Origin of the sequence: Lacticaseibacillus zeae subsp. silagei (genome assembly GCF_030770335.1) — a bacterium.
In the GTDB taxonomy this organism is placed as follows: domain Bacteria; phylum Bacillota; class Bacilli; order Lactobacillales; family Lactobacillaceae; genus Lacticaseibacillus; species Lacticaseibacillus zeae.
In genome coordinates this window covers 1520117-1539629 of the sequence record NZ_CP132484.1, presented here as the reverse complement: position 1 = coordinate 1539629, position 19513 = coordinate 1520117, and the positions used below count along the sequence as shown (strand labels likewise).

Genomic DNA, 19513 nt, shown 5'->3' with positions numbered 1-19513 from the left:
CACTTTTTCGACGCTGATTTCAACTGCTTCATTGAGGTGGTAACAAAAACGTCATGCGGCGTAATGCATTTTCGGCATCCTGACGACCCATTTCCAACATGGCAGCGATTGCAGTTGGCCGAAAATCAAAGAGTTGCGGCAACCGGTGACTGGGTCTTAGATAGCAATCACCGTGATCATGACCGATGCGGCCAATCCCTTCACCACTAATTGCCACGACAAAATCGGCACCGATATCTCTGGCAAGATCAACCGGTAAATCATTGACCACGCCACCATCCACAAAATTAACGCCTTGTCGTTTGATCGGCGTGAACACGCCCGGCATCGCACTTGACGCTAATAACCATTCTCTGGCATCCACGGCATCAAGCACGTCTAACCGCGTTACATGAGCCTTAAAATCCGGCAGCGAAGTCGTCACAACCAACACCGCTCGGTCATCGCGTTTAGGCATCTTCAGCATTTGATCAAGCAACGGAACAAAATTACGCCGTGCAAACACCGGTCCGGTCATTTTGCGTGCCGTAAAATATTGCCACCAGCGGGTTAATTGAAATGGCGTCATGCGGGCTGTTGCTGCTGCGTTAATGGCTCCGATTGAAGAACCGATCACAAAAGTCGGTGCCAGTTGCGGACCCAAAACAGTCCACACACCTGCCTGATATGCGCCATGCGCCGCGCCACCACCGAAAACAACTGCAAGGGTCAAACTAACGCACCTCCGTTTGCACATCATCTTGTGACTGAAGCGATCGTAAGTTAAAAAAGTAGTTGCAAGTTTGAACACATGTTCGTATAATGAAGTTACAAACAAACGTTCGGAGGCTTGATCATGGAAAACAAATCATCAGCATTGCAAAGCGTCACCCAGCATCTTGTGGCTTCTTATCGCGAAATATTCGATCTGGCAACGCCAACTGCCCGCATGCCAATGCATCAGGTAGATCTTTTCATTGATCAGGCCATGCAGCGTCACTATAAGGTGGCACTCTTCTTTAATCACGAATCGTCACCCTTTGTTGGTCACATTATTCGGACGCTCGGCAAGAACCGCTTTCTAGTCAAAGCATACCACAGCAACGTTTTCCGCGTCATGACCAGCACAAGCGTCAACTTTATCAAGCGTTTTGACTAACAGACACGTCCCACTTTCAGTCACGTTGAACATTAAATGTGGGTATCAAGACGTTTCACAGTCGCATGGTTAGATTAGTATCGCGGGTTTATCGCCTAGAAATCAGTGATACACTTGCATTAAAATCGCTCGCAAAGACAAAGATTATGTCTCGCGAGCGATTTTTTTGCTATTCAATTTTGCAAATGTACATCACTTAATGGCTAGGCCTGGACGCCAAACGAGATCATGTCCGACCGTGCTTAAACTCATCGGCCATTTTCAACAACTCTTCGGCGTGTTCGACCGTTAGTTTGGTGATTTTTTCACCAGCCAGCATACGGGCAATTTCATCGACCCGTGCTTTAGCCGTTAATTTGTTAACTTGCGTGGTGGTACGCCCGTCATGGACGTTCTTGCTGATGACATACTCGTGGTCCGCCATGGCAGCGACTTGCGGCAGGTGCGTGATGCAAAGGACCTGCGAAGATTTGGCAATGAGGCTGATTTTATTTGCAATCGCCTGCGCGACCCGTCCTGATACGCCGGTGTCTACTTCATCAAAGATAATAGCTGTCACACCTTCGGATCGGGCAAAAATCGTTTTCATCGCCAGCATCAAGCGCGACAGTTCGCCACCTGAGGCAATTTTAGCCAGCGGTTTTGCTTCTTCACCGGGGTTGGTTTGAATATAGAAAACCGCTTCGTCCAACCCGTCAGGACGAAAATCTTTGGCCTTCGTGAAATGAACCGAGAAGACTGTCTTATCCATGTATAGCGATGCTAGCTGTTCATGAATCGCTTTGGTCAGTTGTTTGGCCGCCGCATGCCGCCGCTTGGACAAGGCGGACCCCAGTTTTTGCAACTGCGCGCGAGATTCCTTCAAAGTGCTGTCCAGATCTTCGACCGAAGTTTCGGCTTGCTCCATCTGACTTAATTCAGCGGCCGCGCGCTTACCATAGGCAATCACTTCGTCAAGCGTTTCACCATATTTACGTTTGAGCTGATTAAATAAATCTAGACGCTTTTCAACTTCATCAAGCCGACCCTCATCAAATTCCTGATCATCAAGCTCGTTAGATAAGTCATTTTGGACATCCTGCAAACTGTAATAGGCACTTTGCAGATTATCGGCGATGGCCGCAAAATCAGGATCCAAATCCGCAATGCTTTGCATACTCGACATGGCCTGGCCGATTTGGTCAAGCGCATTAACCTCTTCGTCGCTTAGCAATGCATAACTTTCCTGTAACGCTGAATTAATCTTTTGAAAATTTGCAAGGCGTTCCCGCTCGGTACTTAAATCCGTATCTTCATGCGGATGCAGATCTGCACTTTGAATTTCATTAACCTGGAATTTCAGCATATCCAGCCGTTGTGCCCATTCCTGTTCGTTTGCCTGTTTTTGCTTGACGGCCTGTAAGGTGTGTTGGTAATTGTGATAAACCTCGGCATACTGTTGCCGAATTTTCAGCAAATCATCACCAGCAAAGGCATCCAACAAACCTAAGTGCGTTTCGGAATGCATTAACTGCTGATGTTCGTTTTGACCATGAATGTCGACCAGCGTCTCGCCGATAGCTTTTAACGTTGCAGTATTCACCAAATGTCCATTGACGCGGCAAACATTACGTCCACTGCGGAATAGTTCCCGCTGTAATAAGACCGTGTCTTTTTGATCCGGATCCATGACCCCGTATGCCTGCAATTTGGCTTCAGTAGCCGGATTTGCTTGCGCGTCAAACAAACCTTCCAAGCTGGCTTTGGCGGTGCCGGTCCGAATGAAGTCCACTGATCCGCGCCCACCGGCAAGCAGACCAACTGCATCAATAATGATTGACTTCCCGGCACCGGTTTCTCCTGTAAGCGCCGTCATCCCCGGCTGAAAACTCAATGCCAGGTTGTCAATGATGGCAAAATCATGAATTGCTAACTCTTGTAACATTACTTCACCCCACCATTGCCTCAAGTTCAGACAACACTGCTGACGCATATTGCGCCGACCGACAAATAATCAGAATCGATGCATCACCACTAATCGTTGCAAAAATCCGTTGATCATCTAACTGCTCAATTAACGTTTCAACTGCTGCCGCCGTCCCCGGTAACAAGGCTAAATGGACAAAGTTATCCATGGCTTCGCCCCACTTCATCGCCGTTACAAGCGTCCGCTTCAATTTGTCAGTTGCCGGAAGCTGCTTTTCAACTGGCATACTGTAGCGATAGTGGCCTTCCCCTGCTGGCACTTTAATCAACTGCATTTCTTTGATGTCGCGTGAAATAGTTGCTTGGGTTACCGGAATGTTCAGGTCGTTAAGACGCGCCACCAAGTCTTCTTGCCGCTCAATGGGCTCATCCCGAATTAACCGCTGAATGGTTGCTTGTCGTTCACGCTTGCGCATATGCTCACCTCTGTTAAAAATGGCATTCTAGTGGCTCAGAATGCTTTAGCTCTAGCATAGCGCATGCATCGCAGGGTTGCCACGGTTTTGCATAAATATACATTAAGGGCGTTTTAATTCGGCATAAGCAGCCTTCAATGTTGCCTCAATATCCACAGTGGGCGCGACCTTGCCCGGCGTTTGCTCGGCATTTTGCAAATGAATTAAAAATTCAATGTTGCCTTCTCCGCCTTTAATCGGACTATAGTCTAATCCCAAAACGTTGTAACCAGTCGCACTGGCAAAATCGACAATCATCTTTAAAACATCGCGATGCACCTGAGGATCACGGACAATGCCATGCTTGCCGACATGAGCAGGTCCCGCTTCAAATTGCGGTTTAATTAACGCAACCGCGTAGCCATCGGGAATCAGAATCGCTTTTAATGGCGGTAAAATCAACTTTAATGAAATAAAGCTAACATCCGTCATTGCAAATTCAACCGGGCCATCGGTAAAATCTTCCGGTTTGCTGTAGCGAAAATTCACACGTTCCATCACTTTGACCCGCGGATCTTCGCGTAATTTCCACGCCAACTGATTATAGCCGACATCCAAGGCATAGCTCATCTTGGCACCGTTTTGTAACGCAACGTCAGTGAAACCGCCCGTTGATGCACCGATATCCAAAACCGTTTTGCCGGTTAAATCAAGGTGAAACGATTTCAAGGCTTTTGCCAGTTTAAGCCCGCCGCGGCTGACATACGGCATTTTTTTACCTTTCACGTGCAAAATCGCATCGCCTGGGATCTTAACGCCTGGCTTATCTATGCGTTGGTTGTTCTGATCATACACTTCACCGGCCATGACTGAACGTTTGGCCTGTTCACGCGATTCGAACAGCCCTTGCTCAACCAGCAGGACATCGACCCGTTCTTTTTTGACTTTTTCCATTATTTCAACACCGCCAAAATCGATTGTAGCGTCGCCGCATCGACGGTTAAGCTCTTTAACGCTGCATCAGCTTGCTGAATTTGAGTTGCCAACGCCTGCTCGGCACCTTTTAGTCCAAGTAGCTCGGGGAAGGTGTTTTTATGTTCGGCAACGTCCTTATCCGCTGTTTTGCCTAACTCAGCAGTTGTTTGGGTGACATCGTTAATATCATCCTTGATCTGAAAACCGAGACCAAAAGCAGCCGCAAAATCTGCCAAGGCCGCCTGATCAGCTTCGGGGATCGTTACGAATACAGTGCCCATCGCCACTGCGGCTTGAATCAAGGCGCCGGTTTTAGCCTGATGCATGTGCTTCAATGTCGCCAGATCATAGTGAACTCGCTCGCCATCCATATCAAGCACCTGGCCTTCAACCATCCCGGAACTGCCAGCTGCCTCGGCAAGTATCTGAATCAGCGCAGCGCGTTTATCCGGATAATGTTGACTCAATAAGGCAAAGGCATCGGTTAAAAGTGCGTCACCGGCTAAGATCGCCAACGCCTCACCAAACTGCTTGTGATTCGTCGGTTTGCCGCGGCGCAGATCATCATTATCCATGGCAGGCAAATCGTCATGAATCAATGAATAAGTATGCACAAATTCAAGCGAGGCGGCAGCAGGCAGTGCCTCAGCAACCACACCATCATACATAGCAACCACGCTCAATAACAGTAGCGGACGTAATCGCTTACCACCTGCGTCGACGGAATAAGCCATTGCGGCGCGTAAATGCGGGTTAGGGACCTTTGCCAATGTTTCATCTAATGTATGTTCAACGGCTGTCCGCCATTGATTTAAGATCGAATTCATTATTGGCCTTCTTTAGGTTGAAAAGGTTGGGTGCTGCCATCGTCGCTTACCATTTCTGTCACCGTTTTTTCAGCTGACTTCAATGTTTTTTCGAGTTCCTGACTCAATTTCACGCCAGCTTTAAATTGATCCAAAGCTTTTTCGAGCGGTACATCGCCTTGCTCCAATTGATTGACAATTGCTTCAAGTTGGGCAAGTTTTTCTTCAAACGTAGGTTCAGCCATGATTCTTCTCCTTTGTTGTCACATGAGCGCCAATTTGACCATCCGCAACATGAATGTGAATGTCGGCATCGACCGCATAGTCATCTGTCTTTTTAAGCATCTGCCCGGTGTCATCTGTCACGTAAGCAAATCCCCGGCCCAGTATCTTCAGCGGGCTCAAATGATCCAACCCCAGCGCCGCATTGGCCACCGCTTGACGCTTAGCCTTTACAACGCTGATGACTGCCCGATCTAGACGGTGTTGATTATCGAGCAGTTGCCGTTTGAGGTTCACGACTTTTATCAGTAATTGCCGTCCATCAAGTTGCTGCGTCGCCATGGCCAGACGATGGTCATTTTCGCGCAATTGATTGACCATGCTTTGATTAAGTCGCTGACGCAATTGATCAACGCGTTGCACGTACTGGTCGTACAAACGATCAGGCTGGGTTAAGACGACGCTTTCTGCAGAGCGCTGCAGTCGGCTGGCAACATTTTTCAGCCGGTTGTGCATCGCATTGACGAGGCGCACACGATCTTCCGAGATGCGATTAAGTGCGTCTACCAGCGTCACCGGCGTTACAATTTCCGCAGCAGCCGTTGGCGTCGCCGCCCGCCGATCGGCAATGAAATCCGTAATGGTTGTATCGGTTTCATGGCCGACCGAACTGACAATCGGAATCGGCATGTCGACTAAAGCCCGCGCCACTTTCTCTTCGTTAAACGGCCACAGGTCTTCAATCGAACCGCCGCCGCGGCCGATAATGACGGCATCGAAGTCTGACATCGCCTTAATGCGGTTCAACTGTTTGACAATCGAATCCGCTGCCTGATCGCCTTGGACAACCGCCGGGAAAAGGGTCAGTTGTAGAATCGGATAACGGCGCGCCACGGTGGTCATGATATCCTGAATCACCGCACCGCTGGGACTGGTCACAACCGCCACGCGCTTAGGAAACAACGGCAACGGACGTTTATTGCGATCAAATAGCCCCTCACCAGCAAGCTTTTTCTTTAACTGCTCAAAGGCTTGGTAGAGTGCGCCAACGCCGTCCGGTTCCAACCGTTCCACAATCAGCCGGTATTCACCACTTGGTTCATACAGACTAACGCGGCCAACTGCCAGAACCTTCATGCCTTCTTCAAGATTGAATTGCAACTTGCTAAAAGCATTACGGAACATCAACGCACCGATCTTAGCGTGATCATCCTTGAGGGAAAAATATTGATTGCCTACCCGTTTGCGATAATTAGAAATTTCACCGGTTAGATAAACCTTAGCCAGATAAGGATCCGCATCGAATTTACGTTTTAAATATTGGGTTAGTGCGGTGACACTTAAGTATTGATTGGTATCAACCATGCAATCGCCTCTTCGCCAGTTCAACTGTTTGGGCCATGAGTGAGGCAATTGTCATCGGACCAACGCCACCCGGTACCGGTGTTAAAGCACCGGCAACAGGCTCAACCGCATCAGCATCGACATCGCCGTGCAGTTTCCCATCAGCTCCGCGCGAAATACCGACATCAATAACCGTTGCCCCGGGTTTAACCGCATCGGCGCCAATAAAATGCGGCACGCCAATCGCAACAACCAAAATATCCGCCTCACGGGTCAACGCTTTAAGGTCGCGGGTTTTACTGTGGGCAATGGTCACCGTCGCATCATGGTTCACCATCAAACCAGCGAGCGGCCGACCCACAATGTTCGAGCGGCCAACAATGACCACCCGCTTACCGGTGACATCAATCTGATAGGCATCTAACAGCGCCATAATGCCGTAAGGGGTTGAAGCCACAACAGTCGGTTCATTGGTCCACAAGCGGCCCACACTCACCGGGCTAAAGCCATCCACGTCTTTATCGGGATCGATCGAATTAATCACGACCCGTTCATCCAGTTGCTTGGGCAATGGCAGCTGGACCAGAATGCCATCCACATCGGGATCTTGATTCAATTCAGCTACCTTTGCCAATAAGGTTTTCTGAGAGGTTTCTTCTGGCAACTTAAACATTAAGGAACGAACCCCGATTTCCTCCGCGCGCCGTTGTTTGTTACGCACATAAACCTGGCTGGCCGGATCCGATCCCACTAAAATGACTGCAAGTGTTGGCGTCACACCTTGTTGCGCCAAACCAGTCACTGTCTGTTGAAGTTCACTAAGAATGCGTTTTGAAACTACCTTGCCATCCAATCGCGTTGCCACAAAAACCACTCCCCATTTGATTAGCATTGTCTGATATAACAACCAATGTTCGGTTCCTCGATAGCGTCAAGTACCGGTATAAAGCAAAAACCGGCCAAAGTAATTGTCTTTGACCGGTTAACTTACGCTTTCGGCGATGCTTCAATAAAATTAGCCAAAATGCCATTGACAAACTTAGCAGATTGGTCATCGCTGTAACGTTTGGCCAAATTGATGGCTTCATTAATCGCCGCAGCTTCCGGCATCGCTTCTTCATAGCGAATTTCATACAAGCCCAAGCGCAGAATCATTAAATCCGGTTTGGTCAAACGACTCAGCGTCCACCCCTTTTTAAGCTGCGGGGTTAAGGCAGCATCCAACGCCTCCTGATGCGTCAAGACGCCTTCCACCAATTCACTTAAATAAGGCGGCACTTCAGTATCTTTAGGTAAAACTTCTGCGTATACGGCGCTTTTATCTGCTTCCGGATTCGTTGCCAACGCAAAAAGCGCTCGAAAGGCAGCTTCACGGATCGCGTGTCGTGATTCCATGTTAATCGTCATCCTTGCTGCTCGTTGTCGATGGTTCATCAGTGTCGTCATCTTTAAACAGATCATCCGGATTGACTTTTTCCGTCTTTTCAGGGATGACGCCAACGACATGCACATTCACTTCGCTTAACGTCAAATCCGTCATAAAGAGTAACTGTTCACGTAGCTGTTCTTGCATGGCCAAAGCCACTTTCGGAACGGAGACACCATAATCCAGATAAACGTAGACATCAGCCGTAATCTTATCATCGGCAACTGTCACACTAACACCTTTACCGTGGTTGGCACGGCCAAACCAGGCGTTAATTGAAGACCCTAATGTACCGCGCATTTGATAGACACCGTCTACCTGACTCGCAGCAATACCCAAAATGACTTCCAAAACTTCAGGAACAATTTCAATGGTCCCTTGGGCATCCGTCCGATTTGCTAATATGATATTGGTTTCTTCAGCCATCGCGAGAACCCTCCTAAGCCTTAATTATTGGCACGTGAAATGTAAGTACCATCATCCGTGTTAATCGTCAGTACATCGCCAGTGTTGATGAAAAACGGCACTTGAACGACTAGTCCGGTTTCCATGGTGGCTGGTTTTGAACCGCCGCTGCTGGTATTACCGCGAATGCCTGGCTCGGTTTCCTTAACCGTTAAGTCAACGGTTTTCGGCAACTCAATACCCAGGGTTTCATTGCCGTGCATGATAATTTTAACATTCATGTTTTCTTTTAAATAATTCAACTGGTCGCGAATCTCATCGCCAGGAAGTGTCAGTTGATCGTAAGTATCGGTGTCCATGAAGACGTAATTATCGCCATCGGCATAAAGGTACTGCATGTTTTTACTGTCGATCTGCGCTTTTTCAACCTTTTCAGTTGATCGGAACGTTTTTTCCTGTACCGCACCCGTGCGCAGGTTCTTCAAGGTTGAGCGAACAAATGCCGAACCCTTGCCTGGCTTAACGTGTTGAAATTCAACGATTCGCCATAGGTCACCGTCGACCTCAATCGTCAAACCATTCTTAAAATCATTAACAGATATCATGAACTTCCTCCATACATTCAGTTGTAAGCTAAATCTATTCTAGCAAGCGGTGAAGATGCTTGCAACAGCCATGCCACGTAGACAGCCTCACAGTACCAGTAATTCAGCTGGTGCCGGTTGACTAAGACTTTGATTGCCGTCTGCAGTCACGACCAAATCGTCTTCAATTCGGACACCGCCAAGATCCGGAACATAGATGCCGGGTTCATCGGTCACGACATTGCCTTTTGCGGCTGGCACATCGAGATAAGGACCCCAGGCGCCAGGGCCTTCATGAATCGACAGACCAATGCCATGTCCGGTTCCATGGCCAAAATATTGACCATAGCCGGCGTCATTGATTGTGTGATGCGCTAAGTCATTAATCGTTCGTCCCATCACACCAGGCTTCAAAGCTTGCTGGACTTTCTGATTCGTCGCATAAACAATTTGGTAAATCGTCTTAAGCCTGGCATCCGGTTCCCCGACTGCAAATGTCCGCGTCAAATCGGACATGTAGCCGTGATAGATGCATCCCCAATCGAGGGTCACAATATCCCCTTTGGCAATCTTCTTTTCCGTTGCGGAACCATGTGGCATTGCCGAACGCGTACCGGAAGCTACGATTGTTTCAAACGAGACATTGCTGGCACCAAGTTGCCGCATGAAAAAGTCCAAATCATTGGCGATATCAATTTCCCGCATGCCAGGTTTGATCGTATCAAGAACATGCTGATAACCTTTTTCGGCAATGGCAACCGCCTTTTTGATCAAGGCCAGTTCCTCATCGTCTTTGACTTCGCGCTGTGTTTCAACAAAGTCACGGGTTGGCACCAGTGTTCCTTGTGTTAAAAGATCAAAGGCTTCATAATCGGCATAATTCAGGTGAACGGCTTCAAAACCAATGCGGGTCAACTGCAATTGGTTGGCTAAATCACCAGCCGTTTTAAACAACCCATCCTGATGCAACACCAGCTTGGCATTATGTACCTGCTGCTTAAACTGCTCGGTAAACCGGGAATCCGTTATAAAATAAGCTTTCTCCGGCGTCACCAGCAAGGCGCTTTCTTCACCGGTAAAACCTGTCAAATAAGTAACGTTGGTGGCATCGGTAACAAAAAAGCCATCTAATTTCTTGTCCAGAATCCGCGCCTGCAATGCTGTCATTCGATCCATCCAAACCACTCCTTATTGACGTCATTTTAAAATTCTGAAAAAAAGACGCCCCGATTACCGGGACGTCATCAATATTTATTCAGCAGCTGCTGCCGGATAAACTGAAACCTTCTTCTTGTCACGGCCGAAGCGTTCAAACTTGACAACGCCGTCAGCAGTCGCAAACAAGGTATCGTCGCCGCCGCGGCCAACGTTTTCACCAGGATGGATCTTGGTACCGCGCTGGCGATACAAGATGTTGCCTGCCTTAACGAACTGACCATCGGCACGCTTGCTACCCAAACGCCGGCCTGCAGAATTACGGCCGTTAGATGTTGAACCGCCACCTTTATGGTGAGAGAAGAATTGCAGATTCATCTTTAACATAACGTACACCTCCGAGAATTAATTTTGTTTTAATTGTTTTGTCGTAATCAAAATGCGATCAGGATATTGATCTTGGATGCTTTGTAGTTCAAGCAATAAATTTTCCAACAAAATCTGACTAATGTGCAGTTGTTCGCCAGTGATTGCCGACTTGAGCGTCATTTGCAGATAGCCGCCATGGACCTCATCCGCATCGACGTCGGGCTTAAATCCCGCCAACGCTTCGACGCCATTGACAGCACCGATACTCACGGCTGAAACCGCAGCACAGACGATATCCTTGCCGGTTTTACCGGCATCGGCATGGCCACTCAGTTCAAAACTGACGATATCGCCATGCTCATCGCGATGAAAAATTGCCTTGATCATAAACTGACCTCTTATGCGTTAATCGCGTCGATAACGACTTTCGTGTATGGCTGACGATGGCCCTTCTTTTGATGAGAGTGCTTCTTAGGCTTGTACTTGTAAGTAACAACCTTTTTTTCGCGCCCTTGTTTTTCGACCTTGCCAGTCACGGTTGCGCCGGCTACAGTTGGCGTGCCAATCTTGGCATCACCTTCACCAGCAACCATGATTACTTCGTCAAAAGTAACTTGCTTGCCTTCTTCGGCATCAAGTTTTTCAACATAGATGGCTTCACCGACTTCAGCTTTATACTGCTTGCCGCCTGTTTTGATAATTGCGTACACTGTGTGCACCTCCTGTTTTGCCTTTCGGCTTTTCCCCTGAAGACTCGCCAAGTTAGGTGCTTACGCTTAAAACCCAACGATGTGCGGTTGCATAGGAGGGGTGCCAAATACAACGGACTAATATTACCAGACAGCAGGCCAAGTTGCAAGCACATCGCCGATAATAGCCGCTTTTTTGGATGGTGCAAGTTCGGCCAACCATTTTTCAACTTGGATTGGCTGCAATTAAATAGTCATATCAGCGTCAAATTTAAAGCTGCCACTTCCAAAAATCGACTTATTGTGGCAAGTGTTGCTGACGGTAAAGCCAAACGCCAATGATGACCGCGGGCATATAAAGCGCATAAATCAAGGTAAAGAAAGTCAACCAGCCACCAAACGCTGCATTAATGAGTAATAAGGCTATGTATAAAATGCCGTCAACGATCCAATTAATCGGTTTTCTGAGTTGGGTGGTTACCGTTATTAACAATGCGGCGGTAACCAGTAAAATGAAGATGTTCAGCAAAATGATGATAAGTGCCACCCCCTGGATGGAATTATAGCCAAGCCAAACAGTTTCAACAAGGAAACGTTTTAATCGGCGACTTCGAGCCAAAAAAAGGCCCAGAAAAAATCTGAGCCTGCCCCTGCCAAGGAACCTAATATAGCATAAAAAGTCTCCATGGCACTAGTCCCTTGGCAAAAAAGAAAGCCGCCGGTATGAAGTCATTCACCGGCAGCAAGACATTATTTCTTCAGTTGTTGCAACGCTTTTTCAATTGTCTCGCCCTTACCAATATGGTTAGCATTATGCGGATCAATCGCGATAAATTCTTGCGTCTTCATGTTCAACTGGATTCGATATCCCATCAGAATCCCTCCATTCTTAAAAAATGTGAATGGCCTTCGGTAGCGATTGGGTGTATGTTACTCACTTATTGTTAGGAAGTCAAGAGCGTGAGCAGGCCCGGTTAGAAACCGGAGTGTAAGTGGCCTCAGACCTAAATGGCTGGTCTTTGGCCATTTAGGTCTGAGGTCCTTACACGCAGGTTTCTGGGCCTGCGAACGCGTTTCAAAGCCGGATTGCCTCACACCCCTTATTCCCATGACCTAGCTTTAGCCATTGCGCCCAAGGCCCTTACACTCCGACTTCTGCGCCGGTGAACGCGTTTCCGCGCCGGATTGCCCTTCGCCTCTTATTCTCCCTTGCCCCGGGCTTTGGCCATTTAGGTCTGAGGTCCTTACACGCAGGTTTCTGGGCCTGCGAACGCGTTTCAAAGCCGGATTGCCTCACACCCCTTATTTCCCATGACCTAGTTTTAGCCATTGCGTCCAAGACCCTTACACGTAGCTTTCTGCGCCGGTGAACGCGTTTCCGCGCCGGATTGCCTAACTACAAGAGCTGTAGCGTCCCTTCCACATCCTTAAAACCTTTTACACACCCTCACAAAGTTCAAGTTCCTCAACATTCCGTTGACGCCTACCCGCGCTTCTCGTATACTTAATAACGATTTGTACCAGTAGCTCAGCTGGATAGAGCAACGGTCTTCTAAACCGTTTGTCCCGGGTTCAAATCCCGGCTGGTACACTTAAAGCAAACAGTTTGTCCTCAAAAAGCCCGATGTTTCGGGCTTTTTGTGTTACCGAGTTTACCTAAATCCTGTCCTTAAATAGCTTCTGTGCCAGTAGCAACTTCCCTGGAGGCCTCATTTTTTAATTGCAACCGGTGATCAACCATTTCGTAAATCTTTACGCCATATGCTTGCGCCAAGGCTTCCTGATAATGATGCGCGACTTCAATGACCGTTGCGGGTAACGTGTAGATGATGCGATGAATTTTATCAGCATTGACCTGATCAAGGCTTGAAGAAATCTCATCAAGCAAAAAGATAGGACTCTTGCGCAACAATCCACGCGCAATCGCAATGCGCTGCGCTTGTCCACCTGATAAGTTACTGCCGTTATCAACAATTTTGAAATCAAGCACATGCTCCCCTAATTCCTGATCAAGCCCTACCAGACGCAAAACCGCCAAAACCGCGACATCATCGTAGGCCTGATATAACGTGATATTATCCCGCAATGTACCATTAAACAACCAGACATTTTGCGACACCAAAACAAAATCACCAGCATGCAGCGGCTGACCGGCAAAACGAATCGCACCCTGAGATGCCACTTGACCGGTGATGGCTTTTAGAAGGGTTGTTTTACCTATTCCAGAAGGACCGGTCACAATGACTTTGCTACCCGGTTTAAGGCGGATATTGACGTCACTCAAAATTAAATGCTGATCGCGCACAACGGTTAGATCGCTGATGTCAAGCTCCCCTTTTAACGCTTCCGGCTTTGACTCGCTATCATCAACCTTAGGTAGTTCAAATTGACCAGCCACAGGTAGCACGCGCAGCTGACTTGTGCTAACAATTTGGCTTTGCGATTTGCTCAAACTGCGAGCGCCGCCGACAACAGAATCTGCCGTCATTGTCAGTGTCAAAATGACGCTGGTCGTCACACCAAACAATCCTTTGGCCATCAAGAGGAGGCCGATAAAAAGTGGCAGCAAAAACGCCGCAATGGCAAATAGCCAAGACACATATTGGAATAAATATTGGAAGTTATTCATTCGCTCATAGTCGCGTTCTTCTTGGCTCAGGTGCTGCTTAAATCGGGTGAAAAAGGCCGGCCAGGCTTTAAAGTTAAAAATTTCCATTCGGCCTTGAAAAATATCTTTCATACTCAAAACCAAACTGGCATTGGTATTAGCCCAAACGTCCGACTTTTTGGCCAGGATTTTTCTACCAAAGTGACTCGGAAGCAACGACAGTGCAGAAAATAACACGTAGACCAAACTTAACACGACATTGGTTTTCAGGATAAAAATCACTGAAATAATCAAGCCAATCACTTGTTGCAACATACCGATAAGCTCGACAAAATAGGCCTGTTCAATTTGTTTCGCCACGCCGGTCACGTCATTGATCGTGTCAGAAACCTCCGTGGCGTTAGTTCCTGCGTGCGCGACTGAGGCGGTGAAATACACTGATTTAAGTGCCTGATTCAACATCCGAACAGCGCGTTGCTGGGCGCGCAAAAACAGATAGAGTGATGTGTAGGTAACGAGGTAGGCAGCTGCCGCTAATGACACATAACGCCCCACAGCGTCAAGATTACTGAAGTCAATATTGACCAGTTGACCGAAAACCACGCCATTTAAAATTGGCTCCAAAGTGCTTGTCAGGCTCAGTAAAAATAGCACCACTATTAAAGTCAGCGGCAACCGTCGAATAACCCAACGTATATTAATCTGGCGTTCCTGATGATCCATCCACTTCACGTCCTTTTCCCGCAACGGCGCAAACTTATGACGATGTTGTCCTCAACCGTGGATGCTATTTTTAAAGTCGAAATGGCAATGTTAAGGTGCTCTTCGCCAAATCGACGTGATAATGCGTGGTTTTTGTCGGTCGGATCGTTTGCGCCATATCGGCACCATGGATGATCAAGGCAAGCTGCCGGCCGGTCGGTAAGTGATAGTGCGTCGGTTGCAGATCCAGACTCACGTGAAAAAACTGGCCCGGTGTGATTTGCTGCACTTCGTAGGCGTTTTTAGGATTTTGTAAATTAATATGACCTAACGTTATCAGTTTACTTGGGGTTGGCTTAGCGGCCGGCTTGAATTCGACAATATCGGTTGTTTTAAAATCAAAGCCTAACTGTAAATCATTGGCCGCAACGGTGGCTGCGGTTTCGCCAAAACGCTTGGCCTCGCCGAGATCCACGAGCCGAACACTAAGAATGCCGGTCGGTGCATCAACTGCCAACGTCAGCTCAAGATGTGGAATACCTTCCAGGATTTGATCACGCTCAAGCACTGGTTGGGTCAACCACAACCGGCTGTTAGCGTAAGCATTATTAGGGGTAATGATGGCCTTTTCGAAACTGGCGCTGGTGTCATGTTGCGCCGCAAACGTTGCCGTGGCATGATCGGTAAACTGATCGGTAGCTGCTTCAAAGTCATTCTTCAGGTTGACCTCAGTTGTCACATGTTCCGCTTCCGGATTAGCAAAATCGGTATAGGCTGACCAGGTCTGCGGAGTCACGTTATCTTGCACGATGACATTAGGCAAAGCACGTGCAGCATCATTGGCTACCCCCAACAGTTCATGTGTCAACCACAAGTTCATCATGTCCAAAAAGTCCAACGAGCGAACATTGTGAACATAAACATGTTGTCCTTGATGTAAAATCAGTTTCTTTTGAATCGGCAAATCTGAGATTGCCTGCCAGAAGCGAATCGCGTTTTTAGGTTTCACATTCCAGTCATTGAGCCCGTGAATCAACACCACGTCGGCTTTGACGTTGGCGGCATTTTTGCGGTAATTACGCGCATCCCACCACGCGGTATAGGCACCCGTCGTCCGATCCTGATCACGGGTAATCGCAGCAAGATGCCGCTCCCAAGCCGACTTGATGCGAATCATATCGCCGCCGGATTTCTGCCGGGAAAACGTATCAACTGCCAAAACATCAGCGTCTTCACCTTGAAAGCCGCCGGGCGCCACGACCAAACCATTTTCGCGGTAATAATCATACCAGCTAGAAATGCCGGCATCGGCAATGATGGTTTTCAACCCCTCAACGCCGGTCGTCGCCGCAGCAATGGCTAACGTAGCTAAGTAGGACTTACCGGTCATCGCAACTTTGCCGGTTGACCACCAAGCCTTAATGGTAACGCCAGCAGTACGGTTCGTGAACGCCCGGCGCTTACCGGTCAGCCATTCGACGACCGCCACCGCGCCAGCAGTCTCTTCCGGCCCGCCAATGGTCCGAAAGCCGTCTGAATACCGCGTTCCGACCCCTGCTGAGTAAACCACAGCAAACCCGCGCGCAAGAAAATAATCATTGAACGCATACATACTATTTTCTTCGGCATAGGCTTCTGCTTCCGTCGCCTCGCCAGTAACGACCCGCTTCGGTAAGTCGTCGGTTCGAACCGGGGTAGCCGTTACTTCCGCCTTCGAGGCCCCATGTGACTTGACTGCCAAAACCGTTTCCGGAACATGCGTCGCAGCCGTCACATCATTGGTCCCATGAAAATAAGGATTGGCAGTAAATAGAACCGGAACCTTCAATCCTTGCTCGGTGGCTTTCGGTCGATAAATGGTTGCTTCTAAAAGATCGCGCTGCCCATCGTGGTCCGAATCGACATCAGACTCGATCCATACTACCTCGCGAATGGCTTGGCGGGCATCGAAAACCTGTTGCACTTTACCATTAAACAATAAAGGTTTCGGTTGGGTTGACGACGACTGAAAATTCTTGAAAAAGCCACGATTGGCTAAATCATCGAGAAAGTTGACTAAATGTTTGGTTCGCGTCGTCAGCAATAAGTAGCTAGCCTTAAGCAGATCCCTAGTATCAAGCAGATCGTGATCAACACTTGGCAGCTCTGTAGCCGCCATAAAAGCCAACGGATCACTCAGGTCAAAGTCGGTAAAGGCTTCGAACCCCAGCAGTTGCAAAGCTACATTATAAAAGTCGCGCCGGGTCATCTGCGTGGGCCCCGATGCCAACCATTCAGCCAGATTCTGTCGCGAATTAACTGCAATCTGAGCAAATTTATCTTGTTTTGCAGCGAGCTGATATGCCTCTGGGAAAAAGGCCGCGTACAAGGCTGCCGCAGTATTGGCAAAATGGCCTTGGGGATCTGCCGGCAAGCCGATGCGAGCAAGTTCCGTTAATTGTTGGCTAAATTCAGGGGCTAATCGAGCGAATTGGTTTAATTTCATGAGCAGTGCCGTCCTTTATGAGAGAAATGTGATAAATTCAGTGTAGCCATCTCATTTAGCGTTTTCAACTATTAACCCGCATAAACGCACCTACGATGGCGGTGAGTTTTCCATAAGCACCATTAACGCAAAAAGACTTCAGACGCCATCACGCCTGAAGTCTTTTTAAATTACTGAATGCTTGACTGTTTTTACCAGTTAGTCAAGGAAAAGGTTAACAACAGCTTTTGGGTGGCTGGAATTAATACAATTCCAGGTATTGTTGCCGTTCCCATTCGGAAACCTGCTGGCGGTATGCGGACCATTCGAGGTTCTTCGAATCCATAAAGCTTTGATACAAATGTTCACCCAGGGCAGCCTTGACCACGTCATCAGCCGCCAATGCCTTCAACGCATTGTGCAAGGTTGATGGGAGGTCTTGAATATGATTTGCTTTGCGTTCGTCGTCTTGCATCCGATAAATGTTACGATCTACCGCTTCTTCCGGCTTCAACTGGTTCTTGACGCCATCAAGGCCGGCCTGAAGGATTGCGGCAATGGCTAAGTAAGGATTGGCAGTCGGATCAACCGAGCGTAACTCCAAGCGGGTTGATAATCCCCGTGACTGCGGTACCCGAATCAGTGGTGAGCGGTTTTTGCCGGACCAAGCCACATAAACCGGGGCTTCAAATCCTGGCACCAGTCGTTTGTAGGAGTTGACGGTTGGGTTGTTAACCGCGGTCAGCGCATAAGCATGGCGCAAAACGCCGGCAAGGAAATGCATCGCCGTTTCACTCAACTGATCGTCGGTATTTGGATCATAGAAGGCATTGCCTTTGTCGTGGAAAAGGCTCATGTTGATGTGCATGCCGCTACCGTTGATGCCGTGAAGTGGTTTTGGCATAAAGGTCGCATACAGGCCGTGTTTGCGGGCAATGGTTTTGACCACAAGTTTAAAGGTTTGAATGTTATCGGCAGCATCAAGTGCATCGGCATATTTGAAGTCAATTTCGTGCTGGCCCGGTGCCACTTCATGGTGGGAAGCTTCGACTTCAAAGCCCATCTTTTCCAACTCAAGGACAATATCACGCCGGCAATTTTCGCCCATATCAAGCGGTGCAAAATCGAAGTAAGAACCATGATCATTCAGCTTCGTTGTCGGATTGCCATTTTCGTCCAGTTTAAACAAGAAGAATTCCGGTTCAGGGCCGATATTGAAAGCTGTGAAGCCGGCTTCTTTCATTTCATTCACGACACGGATCAGATTGTTACGCGGATCGCCGCCAAAAGGTGTGCCGTCTGGACGATGAACCGAGCAGATCAGCCGGGCAATCTTACCGTGATCATTCTCCCACGGGAACAATAGCCAAGTGTTAAGATCCGGATAGAGCAGCATATCGCTTTCTTCGATTCGAACAAAACCGTCAATTGACGAACCATCGAAGGTAATCTTATTATTCAGCACCTTTTCCAACTGGGAAATCGGCACCTCGACGTTCTTAATGATCCCGTTAATGTCGGTAAACATCAGGCGCAAGAATAAGACGTTCTCATCCTTAACTGTCTGGCGAATCTCATCAGCGGTAATTGCTTTTCTTGCCATATACGTGAACTCCTATCTTTAGTGTGATTGTCGGAAGCCGATGGTGGGACCCGGATCCGGGCTTTGATTGAGTCGACTCTGATTCAACAGTTCATCGCGCAACACTTTGCGAACTTCGGCATCGCTATCCTCGCGATGACGTGGATGCTTCAACCGCTTAACGTCAGCCAGCGTGAAACCATCTGCCATCTGACTGCGGATTTCCAGCAGTTCATCAACGTCATTAAGCGAATAAGTTCGGTGATTGCCGGCATTGCGCTCGGGCTTGACCAATCCCTGGGCTTCATAGTAACGAATCTGGCGGGCAGTCAAGTCTGTTAACAACATAACTGTACCAATCGGCAAAACCGATCGCGTTCTCAGATCAGCGATCTCAGCCATAGGCATCCTCCTTTACAACGATGTCAGCTTATCAAACCAGATAAACGGTGTCAACGCAACATGTAAGCTTTTCTGACATTTAACGTAAAAAATGAAAAAATTTTATTTTTACGGTCAACTTGTTATAGACCAATATGTTGAGCCAATTATTCAAAAAGAAGCGCTTTCTACTAAGTCAACTTGCCACGCTTGTCAGTATTATCCAAGCAATCCGAAATCTTACCGCGCCAAATTCTTTCTAGGTATTTTTAAATATGAAACGTATGATAACAGTAACTAGGT

General features: G+C 48.1%; 22 protein-coding genes, 1 tRNA gene and 1 other annotated feature. Of the genes, 2 read left to right on the top strand and 21 right to left on the bottom strand.

Annotation, left to right across the window (positions count from 1 at the left end; all coding sequences use genetic code 11):
- Positions 1–28 precede the first annotated feature (28 nt).
- Entirely contained in the window at positions 29–736 is a 708-nt protein-coding gene (locus LACZS1_RS07345) for a patatin-like phospholipase family protein (RefSeq protein WP_070650560.1), read from the bottom strand.
- Positions 737–835: 99 nt separating this feature from the next.
- Between LACZS1_RS07345 and LACZS1_RS07340 the strand changes: the two genes are divergently transcribed.
- Positions 836–1138 (top strand): hypothetical protein, encoded by a 303-nt coding sequence (locus tag LACZS1_RS07340; RefSeq protein ID WP_070650449.1) that lies wholly within the window; start codon positions 836–838, stop codon positions 1136–1138.
- 226 nt (positions 1139–1364) lie between these two features.
- Here LACZS1_RS07340 and recN read toward each other — a convergent pair whose 3' ends face one another.
- The 16 genes from recN to LACZS1_RS07260 all read right to left on the bottom strand — a co-directional run bounded on the left by recN (position 1365) and on the right by LACZS1_RS07260 (position 12346).
- The gene (gene recN / locus LACZS1_RS07335) at positions 1365–3062 is read right to left on the bottom strand and encodes a DNA repair protein RecN (protein WP_047106288.1); all 1698 of its coding nucleotides are present in this window, start codon (positions 3060–3062) and stop codon (positions 1365–1367) included.
- 4 nt (positions 3063–3066) lie between these two features.
- Positions 3067–3519, bottom strand: coding sequence for an arginine repressor (locus LACZS1_RS07330; RefSeq protein WP_010487998.1), 453 nt, complete (start codon positions 3517–3519; stop codon positions 3067–3069).
- A 102-nt stretch (positions 3520–3621) separates the two neighbouring features.
- A complete protein-coding gene (locus tag LACZS1_RS07325; RefSeq protein ID WP_070650450.1) occupies positions 3622–4452 on the bottom strand; it encodes a TlyA family RNA methyltransferase in 831 nt (276 codons plus the stop codon).
- The gene (locus tag LACZS1_RS07320; protein WP_070650451.1) at positions 4452–5300 is read right to left on the bottom strand and encodes a polyprenyl synthetase family protein; all 849 of its coding nucleotides are present in this window, start codon (positions 5298–5300) and stop codon (positions 4452–4454) included. Before LACZS1_RS07320 ends, LACZS1_RS07325 begins: the two co-directional genes overlap by 1 nt.
- On the bottom strand, positions 5300–5524 hold the full coding sequence (locus LACZS1_RS07315; RefSeq protein ID WP_070650452.1) for an exodeoxyribonuclease VII small subunit: 225 nt from the start codon (positions 5522–5524) through the stop codon (positions 5300–5302). Before LACZS1_RS07315 ends, LACZS1_RS07320 begins: the two co-directional genes overlap by 1 nt.
- On the bottom strand, positions 5517–6866 hold the full coding sequence (gene xseA, locus LACZS1_RS07310; protein WP_070650453.1) for an exodeoxyribonuclease VII large subunit: 1350 nt from the start codon (positions 6864–6866) through the stop codon (positions 5517–5519). The genes LACZS1_RS07315 and xseA overlap by 8 nt, the downstream gene beginning before the upstream one ends.
- Complete coding sequence (folD, locus tag LACZS1_RS07305; protein WP_070650454.1) at positions 6859–7710, bottom strand: bifunctional methylenetetrahydrofolate dehydrogenase/methenyltetrahydrofolate cyclohydrolase FolD; 852 nt, start codon at positions 7708–7710, stop codon at positions 6859–6861. The genes xseA and folD overlap by 8 nt, the downstream gene beginning before the upstream one ends.
- Before the next feature lie 122 nt (positions 7711–7832).
- Positions 7833–8240: a transcription antitermination factor NusB gene (nusB, locus tag LACZS1_RS07300; protein ID WP_010487981.1), complete on the bottom strand. Its 408-nt coding sequence runs from the start codon at positions 8238–8240 to the stop codon at positions 7833–7835.
- Between the two features lies 1 nt (position 8241).
- Positions 8242–8697, bottom strand: coding sequence for an Asp23/Gls24 family envelope stress response protein (locus LACZS1_RS07295; protein ID WP_010487980.1), 456 nt, complete (start codon positions 8695–8697; stop codon positions 8242–8244).
- 20 nt (positions 8698–8717) lie between these two features.
- On the bottom strand, positions 8718–9281 hold the full coding sequence (gene efp / locus LACZS1_RS07290; RefSeq protein WP_010487979.1) for an elongation factor P: 564 nt from the start codon (positions 9279–9281) through the stop codon (positions 8718–8720).
- An 87-nt stretch (positions 9282–9368) separates the two neighbouring features.
- Positions 9369–10436, bottom strand: coding sequence for a M24 family metallopeptidase (locus tag LACZS1_RS07285; protein ID WP_093997799.1), 1068 nt, complete (start codon positions 10434–10436; stop codon positions 9369–9371).
- A 75-nt stretch (positions 10437–10511) separates the two neighbouring features.
- A complete protein-coding gene (gene rpmA, locus LACZS1_RS07280) occupies positions 10512–10802 on the bottom strand; it encodes a 50S ribosomal protein L27 (protein ID WP_003564659.1) in 291 nt (96 codons plus the stop codon).
- Between the two features lie 18 nt (positions 10803–10820).
- The gene (locus LACZS1_RS07275; protein WP_070650456.1) at positions 10821–11171 is read right to left on the bottom strand and encodes a ribosomal-processing cysteine protease Prp; all 351 of its coding nucleotides are present in this window, start codon (positions 11169–11171) and stop codon (positions 10821–10823) included.
- Between the two features lie 11 nt (positions 11172–11182).
- Entirely contained in the window at positions 11183–11494 is a 312-nt protein-coding gene (gene rplU, locus LACZS1_RS07270; protein WP_005684402.1) for a 50S ribosomal protein L21, read from the bottom strand.
- Positions 11495–11524: 30 nt separating this feature from the next.
- Positions 11525–11593 (bottom strand) — a sequence feature (ribosomal protein L21 leader region).
- 178 nt (positions 11594–11771) lie between these two features.
- On the bottom strand, positions 11772–11966 hold the full coding sequence (locus LACZS1_RS07265) for a hypothetical protein (protein WP_029345490.1): 195 nt from the start codon (positions 11964–11966) through the stop codon (positions 11772–11774).
- A 257-nt stretch (positions 11967–12223) separates the two neighbouring features.
- Positions 12224–12346, bottom strand: a complete 123-nt coding sequence (locus tag LACZS1_RS07260; RefSeq protein ID WP_093997798.1) for a hypothetical protein — start codon at positions 12344–12346, stop codon at positions 12224–12226.
- Positions 12347–12990: 644 nt separating this feature from the next.
- On the opposite strand from LACZS1_RS07260, the gene LACZS1_RS07255 reads away from it, so the two are divergent.
- Positions 12991–13064, top strand: a tRNA-Arg gene (locus LACZS1_RS07255).
- A 78-nt stretch (positions 13065–13142) separates the two neighbouring features.
- Here LACZS1_RS07255 and LACZS1_RS07250 read toward each other — a convergent pair.
- From LACZS1_RS07250 to LACZS1_RS07235, 4 genes are all read right to left on the bottom strand, one after another.
- A complete protein-coding gene (locus LACZS1_RS07250) occupies positions 13143–14804 on the bottom strand; it encodes an ATP-binding cassette domain-containing protein (RefSeq protein ID WP_070650457.1) in 1662 nt (553 codons plus the stop codon).
- A gap of 70 nt (positions 14805–14874) precedes the next feature.
- Positions 14875–17268 carry a Xaa-Pro dipeptidyl-peptidase gene (locus tag LACZS1_RS07245; RefSeq protein ID WP_070650458.1) on the bottom strand — a complete coding sequence of 798 codons (2394 nt, stop codon included), beginning with the start codon at positions 17266–17268 and terminating at the stop codon, positions 14875–14877.
- 241 nt (positions 17269–17509) lie between these two features.
- On the bottom strand, positions 17510–18850 hold the full coding sequence (gene glnA / locus LACZS1_RS07240) for a type I glutamate--ammonia ligase (protein ID WP_010487966.1): 1341 nt from the start codon (positions 18848–18850) through the stop codon (positions 17510–17512).
- A gap of 18 nt (positions 18851–18868) precedes the next feature.
- Entirely contained in the window at positions 18869–19231 is a 363-nt protein-coding gene (locus tag LACZS1_RS07235; protein ID WP_010487965.1) for a MerR family transcriptional regulator, read from the bottom strand.
- Positions 19232–19513 lie beyond the last annotated feature (282 nt).